Origin of the sequence: Flavobacterium aestuarii, assembly GCF_040049115.1 — a bacterium.
GTDB lineage: Bacteria > Bacteroidota > Bacteroidia > Flavobacteriales > Flavobacteriaceae > Flavobacterium > Flavobacterium aestuarii.
In genome coordinates this window covers 207,949-230,733 of the sequence record NZ_JBDLZZ010000002.1, presented here as the reverse complement: position 1 = coordinate 230,733, position 22,785 = coordinate 207,949, and the positions used below count along the sequence as shown (strand labels likewise).

Annotated in this window: 17 protein-coding genes and 1 pseudogene; 15 read left to right on the top strand and 3 right to left on the bottom strand. The window is 35.3% G+C overall.

From position 1 onward, the window contains the following. Positions 1–514 precede the first annotated feature (514 nt). The gene (locus tag ABEG11_RS02945; RefSeq protein ID WP_348822706.1) at positions 515–2,092 is read left to right on the top strand and encodes a L,D-transpeptidase family protein; all 1,578 of its coding nucleotides are present in this window, start codon (positions 515–517) and stop codon (positions 2,090–2,092) included. On the opposite strand, the gene ABEG11_RS02940 is transcribed toward ABEG11_RS02945, so the two are convergent. Then, positions 2,081–2,818 carry a murein L,D-transpeptidase catalytic domain family protein gene (locus tag ABEG11_RS02940; RefSeq protein WP_348822705.1) on the bottom strand — a complete coding sequence of 246 codons (738 nt, stop codon included), beginning with the start codon at positions 2,816–2,818 and terminating at the stop codon, positions 2,081–2,083. The two genes, ABEG11_RS02945 and ABEG11_RS02940, sit on opposite strands and share 12 nt — an antisense overlap. A 172-nt stretch (positions 2,819–2,990) precedes the next feature. On the opposite strand from ABEG11_RS02940, the gene ABEG11_RS02935 reads away from it, so the two are divergent. The 8 genes and pseudogenes from ABEG11_RS02935 (at position 2,991) to ABEG11_RS02905 (ending at position 12,624) form a co-directional block, all read left to right on the top strand. After that, complete coding sequence (locus tag ABEG11_RS02935) at positions 2,991–3,263, top strand: DOMON domain-containing protein (RefSeq protein ID WP_348822704.1); 273 nt, start codon at positions 2,991–2,993, stop codon at positions 3,261–3,263. Further along, entirely contained in the window at positions 3,229–5,385 is a 2,157-nt protein-coding gene (locus tag ABEG11_RS02930; protein ID WP_348822703.1) for a DUF5916 domain-containing protein, read from the top strand. The genes ABEG11_RS02935 and ABEG11_RS02930 overlap by 35 nt, the downstream gene beginning before the upstream one ends. A 97-nt stretch (positions 5,386–5,482) precedes the next feature. Next, a pseudogene (locus ABEG11_RS19075) lies at positions 5,483–5,656 on the top strand (DUF5916 domain-containing protein); the annotation flags it as partial. Between the two features lie 247 nt (positions 5,657–5,903). Continuing rightward, a complete protein-coding gene (gene gpmI, locus ABEG11_RS02925; protein ID WP_348822702.1) occupies positions 5,904–7,421 on the top strand; it encodes a 2,3-bisphosphoglycerate-independent phosphoglycerate mutase in 1,518 nt (505 codons plus the stop codon). Positions 7,422–7,545: 124 nt separating this feature from the next. Beyond that, positions 7,546–8,220, top strand: coding sequence for a TetR/AcrR family transcriptional regulator (locus ABEG11_RS02920; protein WP_348822701.1), 675 nt, complete (start codon positions 7,546–7,548; stop codon positions 8,218–8,220). A gap of 4 nt (positions 8,221–8,224) precedes the next feature. Beyond that, positions 8,225–9,883, top strand: a complete 1,659-nt coding sequence (locus ABEG11_RS02915; protein WP_348822700.1) for a peptidase domain-containing ABC transporter — start codon at positions 8,225–8,227, stop codon at positions 9,881–9,883. Between the two features lie 6 nt (positions 9,884–9,889). Further along, positions 9,890–11,236, top strand: a complete 1,347-nt coding sequence (locus ABEG11_RS02910) for an HlyD family secretion protein (protein WP_348822699.1) — start codon at positions 9,890–9,892, stop codon at positions 11,234–11,236. Further along, positions 11,236–12,624, top strand: a complete 1,389-nt coding sequence (locus ABEG11_RS02905) for a TolC family protein (RefSeq protein WP_348822698.1) — start codon at positions 11,236–11,238, stop codon at positions 12,622–12,624. Before ABEG11_RS02910 ends, ABEG11_RS02905 begins: the two co-directional genes overlap by 1 nt. Before the next feature lie 217 nt (positions 12,625–12,841). Here ABEG11_RS02905 and ABEG11_RS02900 read toward each other — a convergent pair whose 3' ends face one another. Both ABEG11_RS02900 and ABEG11_RS02895 read right to left on the bottom strand, forming a co-directional pair. Further along, a complete protein-coding gene (locus tag ABEG11_RS02900; RefSeq protein WP_348822697.1) occupies positions 12,842–14,110 on the bottom strand; it encodes an acetyl-CoA hydrolase/transferase family protein in 1,269 nt (422 codons plus the stop codon). Between the two features lie 85 nt (positions 14,111–14,195). Continuing rightward, the gene (locus ABEG11_RS02895) at positions 14,196–15,449 is read right to left on the bottom strand and encodes a DUF445 domain-containing protein (RefSeq protein ID WP_348822696.1); all 1,254 of its coding nucleotides are present in this window, start codon (positions 15,447–15,449) and stop codon (positions 14,196–14,198) included. 271 nt (positions 15,450–15,720) lie between these two features. Here ABEG11_RS02895 and map point away from each other — a divergent pair, with 271 nt between their 5' ends. The 6 genes from map to apaG all read left to right on the top strand — a co-directional run bounded on the left by map (position 15,721) and on the right by apaG (position 22,715). Continuing rightward, complete coding sequence (map, locus tag ABEG11_RS02890; RefSeq protein ID WP_348822695.1) at positions 15,721–16,539, top strand: type I methionyl aminopeptidase; 819 nt, start codon at positions 15,721–15,723, stop codon at positions 16,537–16,539. A 129-nt stretch (positions 16,540–16,668) separates the two neighbouring features. Further along, a complete protein-coding gene (locus tag ABEG11_RS02885; RefSeq protein WP_348822694.1) occupies positions 16,669–17,043 on the top strand; it encodes a GxxExxY protein in 375 nt (124 codons plus the stop codon). Positions 17,044–17,128: 85 nt separating this feature from the next. After that, the gene (locus tag ABEG11_RS02880; protein WP_348822693.1) at positions 17,129–17,893 is read left to right on the top strand and encodes a class I SAM-dependent methyltransferase; all 765 of its coding nucleotides are present in this window, start codon (positions 17,129–17,131) and stop codon (positions 17,891–17,893) included. 88 nt (positions 17,894–17,981) lie between these two features. After that, entirely contained in the window at positions 17,982–20,888 is a 2,907-nt protein-coding gene (locus tag ABEG11_RS02875; protein ID WP_348822692.1) for a DEAD/DEAH box helicase, read from the top strand. A 103-nt stretch (positions 20,889–20,991) separates the two neighbouring features. Continuing rightward, complete coding sequence (locus ABEG11_RS02870; RefSeq protein WP_348822691.1) at positions 20,992–22,239, top strand: type IX secretion system plug protein; 1,248 nt, start codon at positions 20,992–20,994, stop codon at positions 22,237–22,239. Positions 22,240–22,328: 89 nt separating this feature from the next. Then, positions 22,329–22,715, top strand: coding sequence for a Co2+/Mg2+ efflux protein ApaG (gene apaG / locus ABEG11_RS02865; protein ID WP_077370225.1), 387 nt, complete (start codon positions 22,329–22,331; stop codon positions 22,713–22,715). The last annotated feature ends 70 nt before the right edge of the window (positions 22,716–22,785 follow it).

Below are 22,785 nucleotides of genomic sequence, written 5' to 3'. Positions count from 1 at the left end.
ATTGAGGTGCAAAGATAAATAATAAAAACAGTTAATTGCAAATTTTTTTTCAAAAATAAATATACATTTTTCAATAATATTTACAACCATTTTAAAATTAAAAAGTTATGATTTTACTTTTTTTGAAACTCGGATAATCCACAACACAAATACCAGTAATTACCAGTTATCTGCTTGGGTTTTTTTCGAAAAAAATAAACAGCACCTCAAAAAAAGGGTATATATAATTAACCAAATGCTGATATTTATAAAAACCTGCGAAATTTTAACAGGAATTGCTTCTGTATTTTAAAATAATTACAGCATCTTTGCAATTGAAAATTTGCTAATGCATAGACATCGTTTTACATTGCAAATAAAAATTCTAAAGAAGCTTTACTATAGCCTTTTGATAAATCCCCTAATTATCAACAGCTATTATAATACAAGTAGTGCTTGCATAAATTTCATTTGCATACATAAAACATCTGTATAAGAATTACAAGCATTGTGTAATGAACGGAAAATAATCAAAATGAATAAATATTACTTATTTGTCGCTTTATTACTATTTATAAGTTGTAAAAAAGAGCCTATCATCGATTTGGAAACTTTCAAAATTTCCAATTCTAATGACAGGGAAGGCGACATTATTGAAATAGACACACTGTCAATTAATGCTTTTAATAACACATCTCTTCGCGACTTTTATAATTCCAGAAACAACAACACTGTCTGGCAATCTGAAAAGAACAGAAAAATAATCCTTGAAACAATTAAAAAATGCGAAGAAGAAGGTCTAAATCCAGCAGATTATAACATTTCAAAATTATTAGAATTAGAAAAAAAATTCACAGACCTCGAAGAATCCGAACTAATAAATTATGATCTGCTGCTGACCTACAATTTCCAAAAATACCTCATTCACCTTCATAACGGAAAACTCAACCCAAAACTGCTGTATTCCAATTGGGATTTAAACATTAACGAATTGGATACTAAATCCATTTTAAATAATGCCTTAGAGAAAGATTCATTAGCAGGTGAAATACAAAAATGCCAGCCTAAGGCCCTGACCTATCATAAATTAATAAAAGCTTTGGAGCTGATCAATACATTTCCGGAAGATAAAACAGAATCTATACTTGCCGATGAAAAAATAGAGCCCAATGCAGACAGTCCGGCAATTATTGCTATAAAGAAAAAACTGCTGTACTGGAAAGATTTAGAAAGTACTGACAGCATTACTTCCAGTTATGATGAAAAAACGGTGGAAGCTGTCAAAAAATTCCAAAAACGTCACGGACTAATTGCTGATGGAATTATTGGAAAATCAACCCTAACGGCTTTAAATTTCAGCAAAGAAGACAGGAAACATCAAATCATTGCCAATCTGGAACGCTGGAGATGGTTTGCAAAATCATTTGCTCAAAACTATGTGCTGATAAATATTCCAGACTACAGCTTAAATGTTGTAGAAGATCAAAATATTGCAATGACCAAACGAATTGTGGTAGGTACGATTAAAAGAAAAACGCCCATCCTGACATCGCTGCTTCAAACTGTAGTATTCAATCCAACATGGACCGTGCCTCCTACTATTTTAAAAGAAGATATTATCCCTGAATTGACAAAAGACAGAAACTTTTTAAAAAACAAGGGTATCGCAATCTATGATTCAAAAAACAATGAAGTTGATCCTCAAAATTGGAATGAAAAAAAACCAAGAGGATACCGTTATGTCCAAAAACCTGGATATTATAATTCTCTAGGCGTAGTAAAAATTAATTTTCCAAACAAGCGAAGCGTTTATTTGCATGATACAAATCACCGTAATTTTTTTGAACGGCACAATCGATCATTAAGTTCCGGATGTGTAAGAGTAGAAAAGCCATTAGAGCTGGTTGAATTGCTATTAGACAATCCAAAGCAATTTTCTAAAGAAAAAATGGATTCCATTGTAGCAACCAAAAAAACACTTTTTATAGGCATAAAAAAACGCTATGCAATATACCAATGGTACTGGACAGCGTGGAGTGAGGACAACGAATTGATTTTTAGAAACGACATTTACAACCTAGATGCCGATTTATATACTCAATTACGAAATTAGCCTGTTATGTTTTGAATTATTAAGCGAAGGATGATAGATGTATAAACAAGACTGTCCTTTGATCATGGTTATGATGTCCGAAGCAAATTGAACTGGAACAGCTGGGCATCCTTGGCTTCTTCCTAATCTTTTGTGGTCTCTGATAAAAGACTCCGAAACATAGTCGGCACCATGAATAACAACAGCTCTATTGCGTGCGTTGCTGTTTAAACCTTTTTCTAAACCGTCTAATTTAAGAGAAATACCATGTTTGCCATTATAAACTTCGCCAGTTACATAAAACCCTAAGCTGCTTTTGAAAGATTCTGGCGTATTTGAAAAATTATTAGCAAACTCTTCACCAGTGTTTCTGCCATGAGCAACCAATGTCTGTAACAATACTATATTACTGTTCAAATCAATAATCCAAAGACGTTTCACATTGGATGAAAGACTAAAATCAACAAGGGTTAATATATTGCTTTTTATTATTCCTTTTTCTTTCAATGAATAAAACCCTTTTAGAGCTTCACCAAAACATTGTTGATTAGGCAATTGAAATTGATTGGCCTGCAAAGCATTATAAACTAAATCAATTTTGGAATCAATACTGGATTTTACAACCGAAACGATTTCTTTTTTTGTAATACTTTTAGAACTATCTTTTAAGGTTCCTGTAAATGCAAATAAAATGAAAACAACCGCCGATAAAAACATCAGCCTATAAACAACTGTATATCTATTCATTATAATTAATTTGGGGTGTCAAAAGTACAAATAATAATCACTTATCAAAATTTAGAACGCATTTTATCGATAATATTTAACACTTTAACGGTTTTTAAGCGTAAAATCTTTACAATCAAATAATTATTTTCTAATAAATTTTCCTATTTTTGTTTAGAAACCACCACTTTTTATGATTGTACATCGCAATATTCTTATTCTTTCAATAATTGTATGTAGTGTACATCTTCATGCCAAAAAAAAAACTATTCATACGAATTCTATTACTTCGAAGATTTCAATCGATGGCAAATTAAATGAAGAAGCATGGAAATCTGCAGAAATAGCTGCTGATTTCGTTATGTATCAGCCAGACAACGGCAAGCCCATAAATGATAATAAGAATACGATTGTAAAAATCTTATACGATAATGACGCTGTTTATATTTGCTGCGGTTATGCTTGATGACGAGCCTGATAAAATAAAAAAGGAAATCACCAATAGAGACAGTTTCGGAGTTAGTGATTACTTTTCGGTTTTTATCAATGGCTTCAATGATGGCCAGCAGGATTTTAGATTTTATGTTACGGCATCAGGGGTTCAGCTCGACTGTATTGCAACTGAAGATTACAAAGATTTTTCGTGGGATGCTATCTGGGACAGCAGAGCTGTTATTACCGAAACAGGCTGGACAGTAGAAATAAAAATCCCTTATGCGGCCATTCGTTTTCCCAATTCGGACAAGCAGACCTGGGGCATCAATTTTCTCAGAAACATAGAGCGGGACGTACAGACATACTCATGGAGTCTGATTGATACAAAAATTGAGGCCGAACTCACTCAAAATGGAATACTGGAGGGCATTGAAAACATCCAGACTCCTACCCGGCTGTTTTTTATTCCGTATGCTTCCTTTTATAGGCAAAAAGATGACAATCAGTCAGATGACACATTCAAAGGCGGTTTAGACATAAAATACGGCATCAGTGATGCTTTTACATTAGATGCTATCTTGGTTCCGGATTTTGGTCAGACCAAATTTGATAATGCAATATTAAACTTAGAGCCTTTTGAGCAAAAGCTGGATGAAAACAGGCCTTTTTTTACTGAAGGAACCGAGCTGTTTTCCAAAGGAAACTTATTCTACTCAAGGAGAATTGGCGGTTTCCCAACAGGCGACCCAACTCTAAATAAAAATGAAGAAATAACCGATTACCCAAGCACTGTCGATTTACTCAATGCAATTAAAATATCTGGCCGTACAAAAAAAGGATTGGGAATTGGTTTTTTGAATGCGGTTACCGAGAAAACATACGCCAAGATAAAAGACACCATAACATTGGCATCCAGAAAAGAAGTAATTGAGCCTCTTTCTAATTATAACATCCTCGTGCTCGATCAGCGTTTCAATCAAAACTCATCTATCACATTCATCAACACAAACACTATCCGTAATGGAGAATTTAGAGATGCAAATGTTTCTGGCCTTTTGTTTGATTTAAACACAAAAAAGAACAGCTACAGCTTGAACGGCGATTTTAAATACAGTACCATAAACACTTATGAGGATTATAATGGATATAAAACTGCATTGAATTTTGAAAAAACAAGTGGCAAAATCCGTTATGAAATTTCAGGAAAATACATTTCCGAAGATTACGACATCAATGACCTAGGACTAATTTACTATACAAACTACCACGCTGCTTATGGAAGCTTAAGCTACAGGATCCTGAATCCTACTTCTATCTTCAACACATTCAAAATAACACAGGAGGCAAACTTAGAAATACAGAATACTACTGGTAAAATGCAAGAAGGTTATTTAAAAACCACCATTGGAGCCTCAACCTTAAAAAATAACTATTATGAATTTTCACTGCAATATACACCACAGGAAACTTACGATTTTTATGAGCCTCGTGTTTATGGCCGGTATGTTTATGTTCCAAAAAGGGCATATTCTTATTTTGGATTTGAATGGAACAGAAATCACGCCTTTACGATAGATGCAACAGTCAGCTTGACAAAATATGATGAAGACAACAGGCTCACTTACGGCATATATATTAACCCAAAATATCGGTTTAACAACCAGTTTTCATTAGAATATGCCTTAGAGTATTCGAATAGAAAAAATGACAGAGGCTTCGTGGGATATGACAGCAGCGGAATTGTTTTTGCAGAAAGAAACCGGGAAATCCTTTCGAATGTTCTTACTGGAAAATTTGCCTTAACCAACAAAATGGCTTTAAATCTAGATGCTCGCTATTATTGGTCTTATGCAGATAATCATGAATTTTTCACTTTGCAAAATGACGGAAGCCTGACTCCAAACCCAGATTACAGCTTCAACAAAAACAGAAATTTTAACTCCTGGAATTTAGACCTCTCTTACTCTTGGTGGTTTGCTCCTGGCAGCGAAATAATCATACTGTATCGAAATTATGCATTGGAACAAACCAATGTGGTCGAAAAAAACATTTCTAATAACCTAAGCGACATTTTCAACAGTAATTTAACCAATATTATTTCCTTAAGCCTGCGCTATTACATTGATTATAATGTTACAAAAAACAAATTTTAATCATTTTTTTCATCAAAACTGCAAGATAACTTCAATAAGTTAAATCTATAAATGCAGCCAGTTTTTAAATCTTTATTAATGGTCATGGTTTGCACCCGGAAGCCAGCTGACGGTTTTGTATCGAAGCAATGCTGCAAAATATGATAATCTGATCAATAAAGATTTTGGAAACAACTACACCAGCCTGCTCAATAATGAAGTTTTAAACCATGTTTTACCGGTAAGCGTGAAATATTTTATAGACTATAATCAAGTAAAAAAAACGTTATAATATTCCAGCTAAACTGCTTATAAGAATACTAAATCCCATTCTAGTTTTTACAAGACAAAATCCTCCTCAAAACAGCACAATTTCAGCAGCTGATTTTGAGGTTTTTTTTTGCAGTTTTTTTATAAAAAATCACTTTTTGCAACACATTTTTAAGTATTTGTTGCACTTATCTTTTTTATGTATAATAGTGGTTTTGACTGACTTTTATTGTTTGTGAAAGGATTATCTTTGCAAAAAATTTCACAACATGAACAAAAAAGTAATTTTAATGATTTTAGACGGTTGGGGGAAATCTCCTGACCCGAAAGTTTCTGCAATTGATAATGCAAATGTTCCATTTATAAACAGTCTTTATACAAAATACCCAAATGCACAGCTCCGAACAGATGGGTTAAATGTTGGCCTTCCTGAAGGGCAAATGGGAAATAGCGAAGTAGGACACATGAATCTTGGAGCTGGAAGAATTGTTTACCAGGATCTGGCCAAAATCAATCTTGCTGTAGAACACAAAACATTAGCCAAAGAACAGGTTTTAATTGATGCTTTTACTTACGCTAAAGAAAATGACAAAAAAGTACACTTTTTAGGACTAGTTTCAGATGGTGGAGTTCACTCTCATACTTCACACTTGCGTGGCCTGATTGACGCTTCTCAGCAATATGGCTTGAAAAAAGTTTACATTCACGCATTTACTGATGGCCGCGACGTAGATCCAAAATCAGGAATAGACTATATTCAGGATTTACAAAATTATATACAAGATACACCTGTAAAAATAGCTTCCATTATTGGCCGTTATTATGCAATGGATCGCGATAAACGCTGGGAACGTGTAAAACTAGCCTATGATTTGGTTGTAAATGGTACTGGTGCCAAAGCTATTGATCCAGTGGCTGCTGTCAGCGCAAGTTACCAGGCAGATGTAACCGATGAATTTATTGCCCCAGTGGCAATTGTAGATAACAACCACGACCCAATTGCAACTATTGAAGAAGATGATGTGGTTATTTTCTTCAATTTTAGAACCGATAGAGGACGTGAATTGACCGAAGCGTTATCACAGCAGGACTTTCACGAGCAAAACATGCATAAATTGAAATTATACTATGTTACGCTAACGAACTATGACGAAACTTACGAAAATGTAAAAGTGGTTTACAACAAAGACAACATCACAGAAACATTGGGAGAAGTTCTATCAAAAGCTAACAAAAAACAGATTCGTATTGCCGAAACTGAAAAATACCCGCACGTTACATTTTTCTTTTCCGGAGGACAGGAAACTCCATTTGAAGGCGAAAGCAGAATCTTAAGAAACTCTCCAAAGGTTGCCACCTACGATTTAAAACCAGAAATGAGTGCTTATGAATTGAAAGATGCTTTGGTTCCTGAATTGAAAAAAGGTGAAGTTGATTTTGTATGCTTAAACTTTGCCAATGGTGACATGGTTGGCCATACAGGAATTATGGGTGCAGCTATACTAGCCTGCGAAGCTGTTGATGCCTGCGTAAAAGAAGTTGTTGAAGCTGCTCTTGCCAATGATTATACTACCATTATAATTGCTGATCACGGTAACTGCGAAACAATGATAAATCCTGACGGCTCTCCAAACACTGCTCACACAACAAATCCAGTGCCGATTATTCTTGTAGACAAAGATCTAAAAAACATCAACAACGGAGTTTTAGGTGATATTGCCCCTACAATCCTGGCTCTGATGGGAGTTGAACAGCCAGCCGCAATGACTTGTCATTCGTTACTATAAAAATTTTTTAAATTATATTTTTAAAAAGCTGCTCCAATCGAGCAGCTTTTTTTTACGCATAAATAAAAGTTAAAATCTCGAAATTAAAAGTATTACTATTATATTTGCGAATAAATATTTCAAAATGGAACAAATCTTATCTAATATTAAAATCCAAGTCAACTCCAGGATTTATGTAAAAGATCCAGAGACTTCGGCTTTAGGAAAAAAAATCATTGAACAGAGCATTATTTTAATAGATGAAATAGGCTTTGATGATTTTACATTTAAAAAATTAGGAGAAAAAATAGGATCAAACGAAAGCTCCATTTATCGGTATTTCGAGAATAAACACAAATTACTGGTTTACTTGTCTTCATGGTATTGGAGCTGGATGGAATATCGATTGGTTTTTGCAACCTCAAACTACTCCAATTCTTGGGAAAAATTAAAAAAAGCAATTTCAGTTGTTACTGAAAAAATAGAAGATGACCAGCAAACGGTTCATATAAATGAAGGGATTTTGAACAAAATCATTATTGCCGAATTCACCAAAACCTTTCACACCAAGGAAGTAGACCAAGAAAACAAAGAAGGTTATTATTTTATTTACAAAAGAGTAATCAACAGAATAACTGCAATAATAAATGAAGTAAATCCAGATTATATTTTCGCCAAAAGCCTGGCATCTAATATAGTAGAAGGAGCTTTGCATCAGCATTTTCTGAAAGAACACATGAAAACCATTACCGATTGCAATGCAGTTGTGAGCCCCACAGATTTCTATTTTAACCTTATTGAAAATGTACTTAAAAAATAAAAATATGACTCCATTAAAACGTTTTTATAATTTATTAAAACTTGACAAAAAGGACATTTCTCAGCTTTTTTTCTACGCAATCTTTTCGGGGTTAATCAGCTTATCGCTGCCGTTGGGAATTCAGGCCATTGTAAATTTTATTCAATCCGGAAGAGTAAGTGCCTCTTGGATTGTGCTTATTATTCTGGTAGTAATTGGAGTTGCTTTGGGCGGTATTTTATCGTTAATGCAATTACGAATTACCGAAAACCTGCAGCAAAAAATATTTGTACGCTCTTCATTTGAATTTGCTTCCAGGATCCCAAAAATAAAATTCTCAGAATTACACGACACCTATCCGCCAGAATTAGCCAATCGTTTTTTTGACACGATCAATATCCAGAAAGGAACCTCTAAGTTACTGATTGACTTTTCGGCAGCTTTATTACAGATCATTTTTGGAATTATTCTTCTGTCGCTCTATCATTCCTCCTTTATCATTTTTGGGCTTCTATTAATGCTGCTGCTGTATTTTATATTCAAATTTTCCTATAATTCAGGTTTAGATACAAGTTTAAAAGAATCTAAATTCAAATACAAAGTGGCTGGCTGGCTTCAGGAAATGGCACGCAACAATAATAGCTTTCGCAACGAGATAAACTATGATTTTGCTTTGCAGAAAACCAATAATATTGTCAACAATTATCTGAATTACCGTGAAAAACATTTTAATGTTATAAAAAATCAATTTACACAGCTTATCCTTTTCAAGGTACTAATCACAACTAGTTTATTAGCCATAGGCGGTTACCTGGTTTTGAGTCAGGAAATGAATATTGGCCAGTTTGTGGCTGCAGAAATTATCATTTTGCTGGTTATTACTTCAGTCGAAAAAATTATTGTTGGACTGGAAACTTTTTATGATGTACTAACTGCGGTTGAAAAAATCGGGCAGGTAACAGACCTCAGCTTCGAAGAAGAATCAGCTGCTGCAAACAACACTTGTTATACCGCTATTTCATTGGAAACCGATAATGCTTCATTTAAATTTCCTGGCACAAAAGCCATTGTTCTCAATTCAATTTCAATAAAAATTGATCAAGGCGAAAAAGTATTTATTGATGGCAGGAACGGTTCTGGAAAAACAACGTTAATCCGATTATTATCAGGACTGCTGCAGCCTACATCGGGTTCGTTTTATATTAATGATGACACTTTTAGAAAAATAGATTTAAAACAATACCGTTCTCAGATTGGAACAATTATTAGTGGCGAAACTCCATTCGAAGGAACCATATTGGATAATCTCACTTTTAATGACACGAGTATCAGTCAAGAGCAATTAAAATGGGCGATTGAAGGCGTACAGCTAACTTCCTTTTTAAAGACTTTGCCCAACGCATTAGAAACACAGATTTTTCCCGAAGGCAAGCAATTATCATCATCTAATGCTCAAAAAATTCTTTTGGCAAGAAGCATTATTCACAAGCCAAAAATCCTTTTCTACGAGGATCCAACAGATGCAATGGATGAAAATACAGCAAACGAAATCATTGATTTTATTTTATCCGAAAAAAATAATTGGACAGTAATTGTTTCTTCTAAAAATCCATATTGGAAAACAAAATGCAATCGCCTGATCACTCTGGAAAACGGAACCATAATTATCGATACTAAAAAGTAACTGACTATGTTAAACTTATCTGAGAATAAATTAAACGGCAGCAGCCTCAACAAATATGAGACTGTAAAAAATTTAAGCAAACGCTCTAATTATAAAGTCCTGAATAAAATTATAGCAATAACTTCTATAATTGCCCTGATTACTCTTTTTCTGCCGTGGACACAGAGCATTTCGGGATCGGGTGCAATTACGACACTTAAGCCCAATCAAAGGCCACAATCTATTCAGAGTGTCATTTCGGGACGAATTGAAAAATGGTATGTACAGGAAGGTGATTATGTAAAAAAAGGAGATACAATTTTATTTATTTCTGAAATAAAAGAGGATTATATGGATCCAAATCTGGTTACAAACACCAAAAATCAGGTCGAGGCCAAAAAGCAATCCTTAGCTTCTTATGGATCAAAAGTAACGGCACTTTCGAGCCAGATTACCTACATAGAAAATGAAAAGAAACTAAAACTACAACAGGCACAAAATAAAATCAAGCAGTCTCTATTCAAGATTCAAAGTGACAGCATGGATCTTGTTGCTGTAAAAACACAACTAAAAATAGCCAATACGCAATTCAGCCGTTCAGTTCAGCTTAACAAGGAAGGCTTAAAACCTTTGAGTGATCTGGAAGAAAAAAGAATGAAACTGCAGGAAGCAGAAGCAAAAATCATTACTCAGGAAAACAAACTTTTGACCAGCAAAAACGATTATATCAATGCTCAGGTTGAGATTAACCGAATCAACGCAGAATATTCCGAGAAAGTTTCGAAAGCAAAAAGCGACCAATACACCGCCCTGAGCAGTCAATACGACACCGAGGCTCAAGTAAATAAACTGGAAAACCAATACGCCAACTACAGCATCCGAAATGGAATGTATTATATCAGGGCAGCGCAAAACGGCTACATCAACAGAGCGTTACAATCAGGTATTGGCGAAACTATAAAGGAAGGGACCGCAATTGCAACGCTTATGCCTTCAAACTATGAAATTGCTGTAGAAACCTACGTAAACCCCATCGATTTACCGTTAATTCACAAAGGCGAAAAAATCAGGGTCTGGTTTGATGGCTGGCCAACAATAGTATTTTCGGGCTGGCCTGACATTTCGTATGGAACTTTTGGAGGCGAAATCGTAGCCATCGAAAATTTCATCAGTGACAATGGAAAATACCGAGTTCTGATTGCACCAGATAAAACTGATGCCAAATGGCCGAAAGAATTGAGCATTGGCACAGGAGCCCAAACTCTTGCATTGCTAGACAATGTGCCAATCTGGTTTGAAATATGGAGAACCTTGAACGGTTTTCCTCCTAATTATTACAAACAGAATCCTAAAGCTTCAAAAGATAAAAAATAATGAAAAAACTATTTCTCATTTTAGTTTGTTTTGGATTTTTAGCCAACGCACAAGAAAAACCAAACGAGCAATTTACCTACAATGAATTTTTGGGTTATGTAAAGAAGTTTCATCCAATGGTAAAAAACGCCAATTTAGAAGTGAGCAAATCACAGGCAAACCTGATGACGGCCCGTGGTGCATTTGACCCAAAAATAGAAGTTGATTATGATAAAAAACAATTCAAAGACAAGGAATACTATTCTATTTTGAACAGCAGTTTCAAAATTCCAACGTGGTACGGAATCGAACTTAAAGCCAGTTTTGATGATAATCAGGGATATTATCTGAACCCGCAAAACACGACTCCAAGTACCGGATTGACTTCCTTTGGAATCAGTGTTCCGCTCGGACAAGGTTTATTTATCAATCAGCGAATGGCCGATATCCGAAAAGCAAAAATGCAGATTGAATTAAGCCAGGCTGAAAGAAAACTACAGGCTATCAGCGTTTTGTATGACGCATCGATCGCTTATTTCAATTGGAAAAAAAACTATAATGAAGTTAAGATGTATGAAAGCTATAAAACCAATGCCGAAATTCGGTACAAAGGAATTATCGCTTCAATTCAGCACGGAGATAAACCAGCGATAGACAGCGTTGAAGCAGGCATCAATATCAAAAACAGACAATTGAGCCTCGAAGATTCTAAACTGAAACTGAACAAAGCCAAATTGGAATTATCTAATTTTCTTTGGCTGGACAATAATATTCCACTGGAACTTTCTGATATATTAATTCCCGATACTAATCTGGAAAACACCATTCAGGAAACCTTGAAAACCAACGAATTGCTCAATCTGGATTTTGACATTTTAAAGCATCCAAAAATAAATGCTTTACAGAGCAAAATCGACATGCTCACTGTAGACAAAAAATTAAAATCGAACATGCTGCTCCCAAAAGTTGATGTGAGTTACTACTATCTTTCAGAACCCAGTTATATTGACAATTACCAATTTGAAGATTATAAAATTGGCTTGGATTTTTCCTTTCCGCTTTTTCTAAGAAAAGAAAGAGGAGGCGTAAAACTCGCCGAATACAAAGTACAGGAAACCGAATTTGCTATGAGCCTTGAAAAACAGCAATTAAAAAATAAAATTGAAGCTCAAAAAATAGAAATACAGTCGCTTTCCAAGCAAAAGGATTTGGCCAAAAACTTGGTCAAAGACAACAACACCATGCTAAAAGCCGAGGAACGTTTGTTCAATATTGGCGAAAGTTCCTTGTTTCTGATCAATTCCAGGGAAAACAATCTGGTGAGTTCACATCTAGCTCAGATTGCACTGGAAAACCGTTATTATATTTCCAATTCGGATCTTTTTAAAATCATTGCAAATCCTGATTAATAACTGTTGGGAGAAATCCATATTAAATAAAATTAACCACATAGAAACATAGATCTATAGATAATCGCAAAAGAATTGATAGAAAATAATACTATTTTCCGCATAGATTGGCTATGTGAAAAATAAAACGTCATATCAAACTCTTTTAAGCAGAAAAAAATCTATGTATCTATGTGGTCAAAAAAATTAAACCCAACGAGTGCGTGTAGCAATAAACTTAGCTCAGCAGATAAAAATACTCTTTTTCAATTCTTTCCTGATGATCAGGGTGGGTAATCCGTATTAATTCGTTAGCACGCTGTTTTAATGTTTTGCCTTTTAAATCAGCAATACCATTCTCTGTAATTACATATTGAATATGACCTCGGGTTGTAACCACGCCAGCGCCCTGCTTCAGGAAAGGTACTATCCTGCTTTGTCCATTTTTAGTCATAGATGGCAAAGCAATAATGGCTTTGCCCCCATCACTCAGCGAAGCACCTCGGATAAAATCCATTTGTCCGCCCACACCGGAATACATTTGCGGGCCAATGGAATCCGCACAAACCTGTCCAGTCAAATCGACTTCAATAGCCGAATTTATTGCTATCATTTTTGGATTTTTTCTGATACGGGCTGTATCGTTCACAAAAGAAGATTCCCTTAATTCAACAAAAGGATTATCGTTTACAAAATCATATAAACGCTTCGACCCTAATAAAAAAGTTGACAGCACCTTCCCTCTCAAAGATCCTTTATAATTACAGTTTATAACATCACTTTCGATCAAATCAATCACACCATCCGAGAACATTTCGGTATGCAGTCCTAAATCTTTATGGTTCGCTAATTTGCTCAAAGCGGCATTAGGAATGGAACCAATCCCCATTTGAAGTGTACTCCTGTCATCAATCAAAGACGCAATATAACTTCCTATTTTATCTTCCTCAGGAGTAAACGGTTCTACTTCGTGAGTATAAATTGGCACATTCACTTCAACCAGATAATTCAGCTCCGAGATATGAATAATTCCGTCACCAAAAGTTCTCGGCATTTGGGGATTTACCTGAGCAATGACAATTTTAGCATTTTCAATTGCAGCAACACAAGCTTCTACAGAAACCCCCAGCGAACAATATCCATGCTTATCAGGAGGTGAAACATGAATAAAAACCACATCCAATGGAATAACATTATTTCTAAAAAGATATGGCAGCTCGCTAAGAAAAACAGGAGTATAAGAACCATTCCCTGTCTTTAAGGTATGCCGAACGTTACTTCCTATGAAAAAAGAATTTACATGAAAACTTTCGGATAATTCGGGATTGGCATAACGCGCTTCTCCTTCGGTATGCAAATGACAAATTTCAACATTTCGCAATTCCGAAGCTCTTTCTGTCAAGGCATTCGCCAATACTGTTGGAGTCGCTCCTGCTGCTTGTAAATAAACCCTGTCTCCAGATTTTACTAATTTCACAGCTTCTTCAGCCGTAATATATTTTCCCATAAATCTTAATATTTGTAACAAAAGTAAAACAATAAATAAAAGCAAAAGATGACAATGCTCATCAACAAACCAGTCCTTTTAATTTCTAAATAAGATGCAGCAAAAACCAATCAAAAACATAAATTAAAAGCCCCACAAATCCGCCAACAAGCGTTCCGTTAATCCGTATAAACTGGAGATCGCTTCCTATTTCCATTTCTAACTTTTTGGCAACTTCATCCGTGTCCCAGCTTTTTACGGTGGAAGAAATCAAATCCCCAATCATTTTTTTATTATTGATAAGCACCGACAAAACATCATTTTTGATAAAACCATTAATTTTGTCCATCATCAACTGATCTGCCTGTATTCCTTTTCCAAAACTTTGAATCATATTGGCAATGCTGTTTTTGATCGATGATGCTTCCTTTTTGGCCAAATCATTATCAATAGCCGTTTTAATTTCCTGCCAGATTCCGCTGATGTAATCCTGCACTTCTTTTTTATTGGCAAAAGCAAGAACCAAATCATTGATTTTTTGCTGCATTTCAGCTGAATCCCTTAACTGGGTTATAAAACCTGCCGCATATTCATTTACTTTTTTCCGAATCGCACTGTCTTGTTGGCTTGCTTGTTCCAGAAAATCATATAGTCCGTTAAAAACTCCTTTTGCAATTTTTTTGTCGGCCAAGCCAAAAGACAAAAATGGCGTAGAGCTTTTCACCTTTTCGTCAATCAGATGCTTGTTGCTTTCCAATTCAGTGATAAGTGTTTTCAGAACATTGGTTACCAGTTCTTCCTGTTTTTCACTTTTTGCCAAAGCCTCCAGACCTAGCGCAAGCCATTCGCCAAAATTCAATTTGCTCAGTTTGGAACTAAATTGTTTTTGAATAAAATCTTTCACTTCCTCATCATCAATTGTTTTTAAAACTCTCGGAATAACATTTTCTACAACTAAATCAGCTACTAGATTAGCATTTTTTTTATCAATCAGCCAATCCGAAGCTTTTACAGCTACATTGAATTGCTCAATTTTTACTTCCAGTTTTTCCCTTGTCAAAAATTCATCCGAAACAAAACTTCCCAGATTCTCGCCAATTTTATCTTTATTGCCCGGAATCAAAGCCGTGTGCGGAATCGGAATCCCCAGCGGATGCCTGAACAATGCCACCACGGCGAACCAATCGGCTATTCCGCCAACCATCGCGGCTTCGCTAAACGCTTTGAGCCAAGCAATTTCAAAAATATTCGAACACACAAAAAGAATTACCGCAAATCCCAAAAGAGCAAGTGCAACCCGCTTCATTTTCTTCAAATCCTGCACCTTTCTGCTGTTTTCCTGTTCTGCATTTATTTCCATAGTTGACAAAAATAATTTTCTAGCTAATTTACGAATTTAATCGACTGTCCTAAACGATTGTTCTCATAGCTTCAAAAAAACAATCCAACTTTGTCTCTCGCGCAGACACAAAAGCACAAAGAAAACGACTTGAAACTTTGCGTCTTTACGCCTCTGCGAAAAAAATATAATTTGACTAATTTCTTTATGACTAACCTTAAAAATTAAAACAAACCCAACCCAAAAAAAATAATTTTAAAATTGTACTTTTGCAAACTGAAAATTCTCAAATATGATTATTCAAAAAACCCGTGAAGAAATAGAATTAATGCGCGAAAGTGCGTTAATCGTATCAAAAACATTAGGAATGATTGCTTCTGAAATAAAAGAAGGAGTCACCACATTATATCTGGACAAAAGAGCCGAAGAATTCATTCGTGACCATGGAGCTGTTCCAAGTTTTCTTGGACTTTATGACTTCCCGAATTCATTGTGCATGAGTCCAAATTCTCAGGTAGTACACGGAATCCCAAACAATAAACCATTGGAAAGTGGTGACGTGATTTCGGTAGATTGCGGTGCTTTCAAAAATGGTTTTCACGGAGACCACGCCTACTCTTTCGAAATTGGCGAAGTCGCTCCCGAAACCAAAAAACTGCTTCAGGTAACCAAAGAATCGCTTTACGTAGGAATCCGCGAATTGCGTGCCGGTAACCGCGTGGAAGACGTGGGGAATGCTATCCAAAAATATACCGAAGCACACGGTTATGGTGTGGTTAGAGAATTGGTTGGCCATGGTGTTGGGCAAAAAATGCACGAAGATCCAGAAATGCCAAACTACGGAAAAAGAGGAAGAGGTAAGCTTTTAATCGAAGGTATGGTTGTCGCCATTGAACCGATGATCAACATGGGAACCAAAAACATCAAACAGCACAAAGACGGCTGGACAATCACCACCGCTGATGGAAAACCTTCTGCACACTTTGAGCACGACGTAGCCATCATAGACGGAAAACCTGAGATTCTATCGACTTTCTATTATATCTACAAAGAATTAGGGATTGTAAGCAATGAAGAAGATGAATTTAGAAAAGTGCCTTTGGTGGTTTAAACAAACACGAATTTCACGAATTGACACGAATTCTAAATCTACTAAAATTTCACTAACTAAATTTGAAAAACACGAATTGCACGAATTAGCACGAATTCTAAATCTATTAAATTTCACTAACGTCAAAAGATGCACGATTTATATTTAAAGGAAGAAGCTTATACAATTGTTGGTCTTTGTATGGAGGTTCATAAAATTCTTGGAAAAGGACATAGTGAAAAAGTTTATGGAGATGCTTTAGAATATGAATTCAAAAAAAATAATATTCCATATTCCAGAGAATCAAAATTCAACATCGAATATAAAGAGATTATTTTACCAACTTATTATTTTGCTGATTTTGTGATTTTTGATGAAATTATTTTAGAGATAAAAGCAATTCAAGAACTTTCAAGCAGTGAAATAAAACAAACATTAAATTATCTTGCCGCATCACAAAACCGACTAGGATTACTAGTTAATTTTGGAGAGGACAGTCTAAAATACAAAAGAATAATTCTTTAACCTTAATATAATATTCGTGAAATTCTTTTTTTACACACTTTTCATTCGTGTAAATTCGTGAAATTCGTGTTTAAATTTTTATCAAATGAAATCTGCTTTTAAAAAAATTCTTAATATCATTCCTCGTCCATTATTAATAAGACTGAGTTATGTAGTTCGTCCATTTATTGCTTTTTCATTAAAGGGAGATAAATACACCGACCCTATCGATGGAAGAAGTTTTAAATCGTTCCTGCCTTATGGCTACGAAACACAACGCAATAATGTGCTTTCACCAAGTACGCTTTCGCTGGAGAGACATCGTTTGCTTTGGCTGTATCTGAACGAGCAAACCGATTTTTTCACGGCTCCAAAGAAAGTATTGCATTTTGCTCCGGAACAGGCTTTTTATAAATTATTCCGCAAGCAAAAAAACCTCGATTATACCACAACCGATTTATTGTCGCCATTGGCGGATGTAAAGGCTGACATTTGCAATTTGCCTTTTAAGGACAACCTATACGATGTAATTCTTTGCAACCACGTATTGGAACACATTCCAGACGACACCAAAGCGATGCAGGAATTGTACCGTGTTTTGAAACCGGGCGGAATGGCTATTTTGCAAATTCCACAGGATTTATCAAGAGCCGTTACCTTTGCAGACGACAGCATCACAGACCAAAAAGAACGCGCCAAAATATTCGGGCAGTACGACCACGTTCGTATTTATGGACGTGATTATTTTGACAAACTAAGAAGCATCGGTTTCACTGTTGTCGAAGAAGATTACACCAATAAAATTGCGCCGGAATTGGTAGAGAAATATTGCTTGGCAAAAGGCGAAATTATTCCTATTTGCTTTAAATAAACAACTTAAAAACAGACACGAATTTCACTAATTAGCACGAACGAATTAGTGTTAATTAGTGAAATTCGTGTTTAAAAACCTTTAACTTTTGGAATCTAAAAATCCTTTCCTGTTTTGTTTTGATGTTAGTTTTGAAAAAAAACTAAACTGCCCTATTCCAACGGCATATATCATTGAACAAACCAACGAGATAAATTATTTAGATAAAAAAGCAAGCCCCGAAGTCTTAGAAAGTTTCGGGGTTATTTTTGATAATTTGGACAACAACACCAAAAAAGCACTGACCATTTGCGAAGATTTAAAACCCGAAAAAGTCTTTAAAAAATTCAGCAAAAACAGCAAATCGGCGAAAACTATTGACGATTTGCTGAAAGATTCCAAATTGGCTTTTGGCATTCGCCAAATCATCAAAACCAACTTGGAGCAATTCTACTCTCTGGTCAAGCAGGAGAATTTTCCGCTGTCAATGAATTTAGACAGGGAAAAAGATTTCAGAAAAAGTAGGATTACAACCAATCATTCGGCATTGGAAACCCAACTCCATTTTGACAAACACGAAAATGGAATCACCTATACATTGGCTTTAAAAGACAATGAAACTGTTTTTTATCCATCAGATGTCGCTATCGAAATTCTTTTGGACGAACCGGGCTGGCTTGTTATTGACCGAAAGCTTTTTCATTTGCAACATATCAATTCAAAAAAAATCACTCCTTTTTTGACGAAAAAATCAATCGAAATTCCGTCCAAATTGGTTCCTGACTATTTTGAAAAATTCATCAAAGACATTGCAAAAAAAGCAAACATTACCGGAACGGGTTTTGAGATTGAAACCCGAAACGAAATCATTTCCTGTGCCATTCAGCCGGTATTGGACTTTTTCAAAAACAGTTATTTCCTCAATTTAATTTTTGATTACAATGGATATTCATTTGAACTAAATTCAAGCAAAAAAACCAATTCTTCAATTGATTTAAGTGATTTGGACAACATAAAACTCATTCAGTACAAACGCTCCGAAGCTGAAACTTTATTTACAGAAAAATTATTGAAATTAGGTTTGTCCAAAACCGAAAATGGTTTTTTTAGACTTTCGCCAAAAGCGGAAAACCAAGATCCTTACACCAATATTCAATGGATGATTGAAAATCAGGAAACACTTGAATCTTGTGGTTTTTCAATTAAAGATTTAAAAATTGACAGCAAAAAAATCAATACTAAAAAAGTATCAATTCAATTTTCTAATGAAGTGAAAAGCGATTGGTTTGACATCAAAATGACTGTTGTTTGTGACTCATTCGAATTTAATTTCAGCGAAATAATTCCCAATATAAAAAACCGAAACCGACTTTTCCTTTTACCAAACGGCAATTATTTCCTGATTCCGCTAGAATGGATGACGCTTTACGGCCCGATGGTAAAATTGGCAAAAATCCAAAACGGAACCCTTACCCTGCCAAAAAGCAATTTCTCGGTTTTGGAAAACATTCCTGAACTGAAAGAATCAGCAGGTTTACAGGTTGACATCGAATACCAAGCTTCGCCTTTGGTAAAAGCAACGCTGCGGCCGTATCAAATCGACGGTGTCAAATGGCTTTTGGAACATTACAACAATGGATTGGGAGCCTGCCTTGCCGACGATATGGGATTGGGAAAAACATTGCAAACCTTAACCACACTAGTTGCCGTACAGGAACAATTGGATTTTGAAAGAGCCGAAAATGTTCAACTAGACTTGTTTGGAAACGAAATTCCGATGCCAAAAGAATACCTAAAAGCATTGATTGTTTTACCATCTTCCTTGGTTTTCAATTGGTACACCGAAGCCCGAAAATTCACTCCGCATTTCCGCAGAGTGCAATACATTGGCAACGACCGAAAAATACTTTCGAAAAAACTCGAAAAATACGACCTAATTTTCACAAGTTACGCCATCGTTTCCCGAGATATTTCGATTTTGGAAAAATACAATTTCAGGTATTTGATTTTGGACGAAAGTCAATATATCAAAAACAAAAACTCTAAAATTTTCAAGGCTATCAATCAAATAAAAGCGAGTTCAAAAATTTCGCTGAGCGGAACCCCGATAGAGAATTCGCTCGATGATTTATGGTCGCAAATGCAATTCATCAACCCGAATATATTGGGAAGTTATGCTTTCTTTGCCGAAAATTACAAACTTCCAATCGAGAAAAAACAGGACGAAAACTGTTTATTGGAACTAAAAAACCTCATTACTCCATTTATTTTAAGACGAACAAAAGAACAGGTTTTAAAAGATTTACCCGAATTGTCCGAACAGATTTTTTATTGTGAAATGGAACCCGATCAGGAAAAACTGTATGAAGAGGAAAAATCCAAGGCGAGAAACTTCCTTTTGAAGACCGAAGGCCCAAGCAAAGACAAAATCAGCATTATCAACACCTTGATGCGCTTGAGACAGTTGAGTAATCACCCAAAAATGATCGATTCTAAATCCGAAATGGATTCGGGAAAATACATTGCCGTGACCCGTTATCTGGAAACTTTGGTACAATCCAACCAAAAAACGATTGTTTTCAGTTCGTTCGTATCCAATTTGAATTTTTACAAAAACTGGTGCAAGGAAAACAAAATCGATTTTTGCGAACTTACAGGCGAAACGGCACTCGCTGACAGAGAATATCAGGTTTCCCGTTTTCAAAATCAGGAAAAACCTTTGCTGTTTTTTATCTCTCTAAAAGCTGGTGGCGTTGGGCTTAATATTACCAAAGCTTCGTATGTAATTTTCCTCGACCCGTGGTGGAATCCGTTTTCAGAGAAACAAGGTATTGGTCGTGCGCACCGCATTGGGCAGATGAACAAAGTCAACGTGGTTCGGTTTATCGCGAAAAACACCGTCGAAGAAAAAATCATCCGCCTGCAGGAAAGCAAAAAACTGCTATCCGACTCGCTTTTGGACGAAAATTTCATTGGTGACGAAATTGAGGAGAACCTGGATTTTATATTAGAGTAGCTTTAAGCTATAGGCAATACGCCTTTTGCCTATAGCTTAGTGCTTACTGCCTTAAGCTTTCACAATAATTTGTATATTTACGACATACGAACTAAAGCCACCAATGAAATCAATAGCTGTTTTACTTCTTTCTTTCTTTTGCCTGAGCGTAACTGCCCAAGTCGAAACCGAGGTTGCACCACCTTATAACATCAAGACCGCTTCGTTTGTCCAGAACAATCAGAATGTGGTTCCGATTTTTAGACTTGGTGAATCTTTCGAATTTCAGTTTGATGACTTATATGGCAACGAAGCAGATTACTATTATGACATTACACATTGCGATTATAATTGGGTGCCAACAGACATCCCAAAAAGCGAATATCTGTCGGGGTTTGACAGCCAAAAAATTCAGCTATATGTGAATTCTTTCAACACTTTGCAAATTTTTACGCATTACCAATTATCAATTCCTAACAATTATACCACAATAAAATTAAGTGGCAATTATGTGCTGACTATATTAAATTCGGACAAGGAAGTTGTTCTGAAAAGATATTTTGTATTATACGAAAACATGGTTTCAGTGCCTCTAAAAATCAGAAGGCCACGGACTGTGAAATACATTTATTCGAAACACAATCTGGATTTTGAAATCAATGGAGACCAAATCCCATTTCAAAATCCAACACAGAATCTAAAAGTGATTTTGCTTCAAAACGGGAATTTCAATACTGCAATTAGAAACATTGTTCCGCAATATAATTTAGGCAATGTTTTTATTTACAAATACGACATGGAAACGCAGTTTTGGGCGGGTAACGAATTTTTGAATTTCGACACCAAAGACATCAAGAATGCTAACAACTACGTGAGTTTTGTAAATTCAGAAAATGAAATTTACAATACACATTTATATGTTAACAATGCAAAATCCAGTTTCCCTTACAGCAATTATGCTGACCTTAACGGGAATTTTAGCGAAAGGAAATTTGATGCCGAAAACAACAAAATTGAATCCGATTATTCCTGGGTATATTTCAGTCTTTCAGCACCTCTTGCAAACCCCAATTCATCTGTTTATGTAGTCGGAATGTTCAATAATTATGCAATGACTCCCGAAAACAAAATGGATTTTAACACTAAAAACGGTCTCTATGAAAAGGCAATTTTAATCAAGCAAGGGTTTACCAACTATCAATATGTAACAGTAAATAACAAAGGATTCATTGATTCGGAGAATGCAATTGATGGAAATTTCTATCAAACCGAAAATGATTATACAGTATTAGTTTACTACAAAAGCAACACCGACCGTTATGTAAAAGTGATTGGAAAAGGGAGTGCAAATTCACAAAACATTACAAATTAGAAAACTTTTAAAACTTTAAAAATTTTTAAATAAATTATTCATTTTTTTTGTAGATTTGTCAGCAAACAGCACTTAATTAGCTCATTAACATGGTTTCACAAATAACAAGAGGCATTAAAATTTCGGTATTAACTAGTTTTGAAGGAACGTACTTCAAAAACTACAAGATTCATTTTGCTTTCAGTTACGAAATTACCATCGAAAACCACAGTAAAGACTCTGTTCAATTGACTTCACGCCACTGGGAAATCTATGATTCACTGAATGATTTAGAATATGTAGATGGCGAAGGCGTTATAGGGAAAAAACCAGTTTTGAAACCTGGCGAACAGCACACTTACAGTTCGGGCTGTTTATTATCGTCACCTTATGGAGCGATGAAAGGTTATTTCAATATGATCAATTTTACTTCTACTAAATCTTTCCGAGTAATTGTTCCTACATTTAGGATGTGTGCTCCTTTTGCATTAAATTAAATTGACTTTAATTGTGACATTTTTAGCATAATTTCAATCTTTCCTTTGTACTTTTGCATCAAATTATATA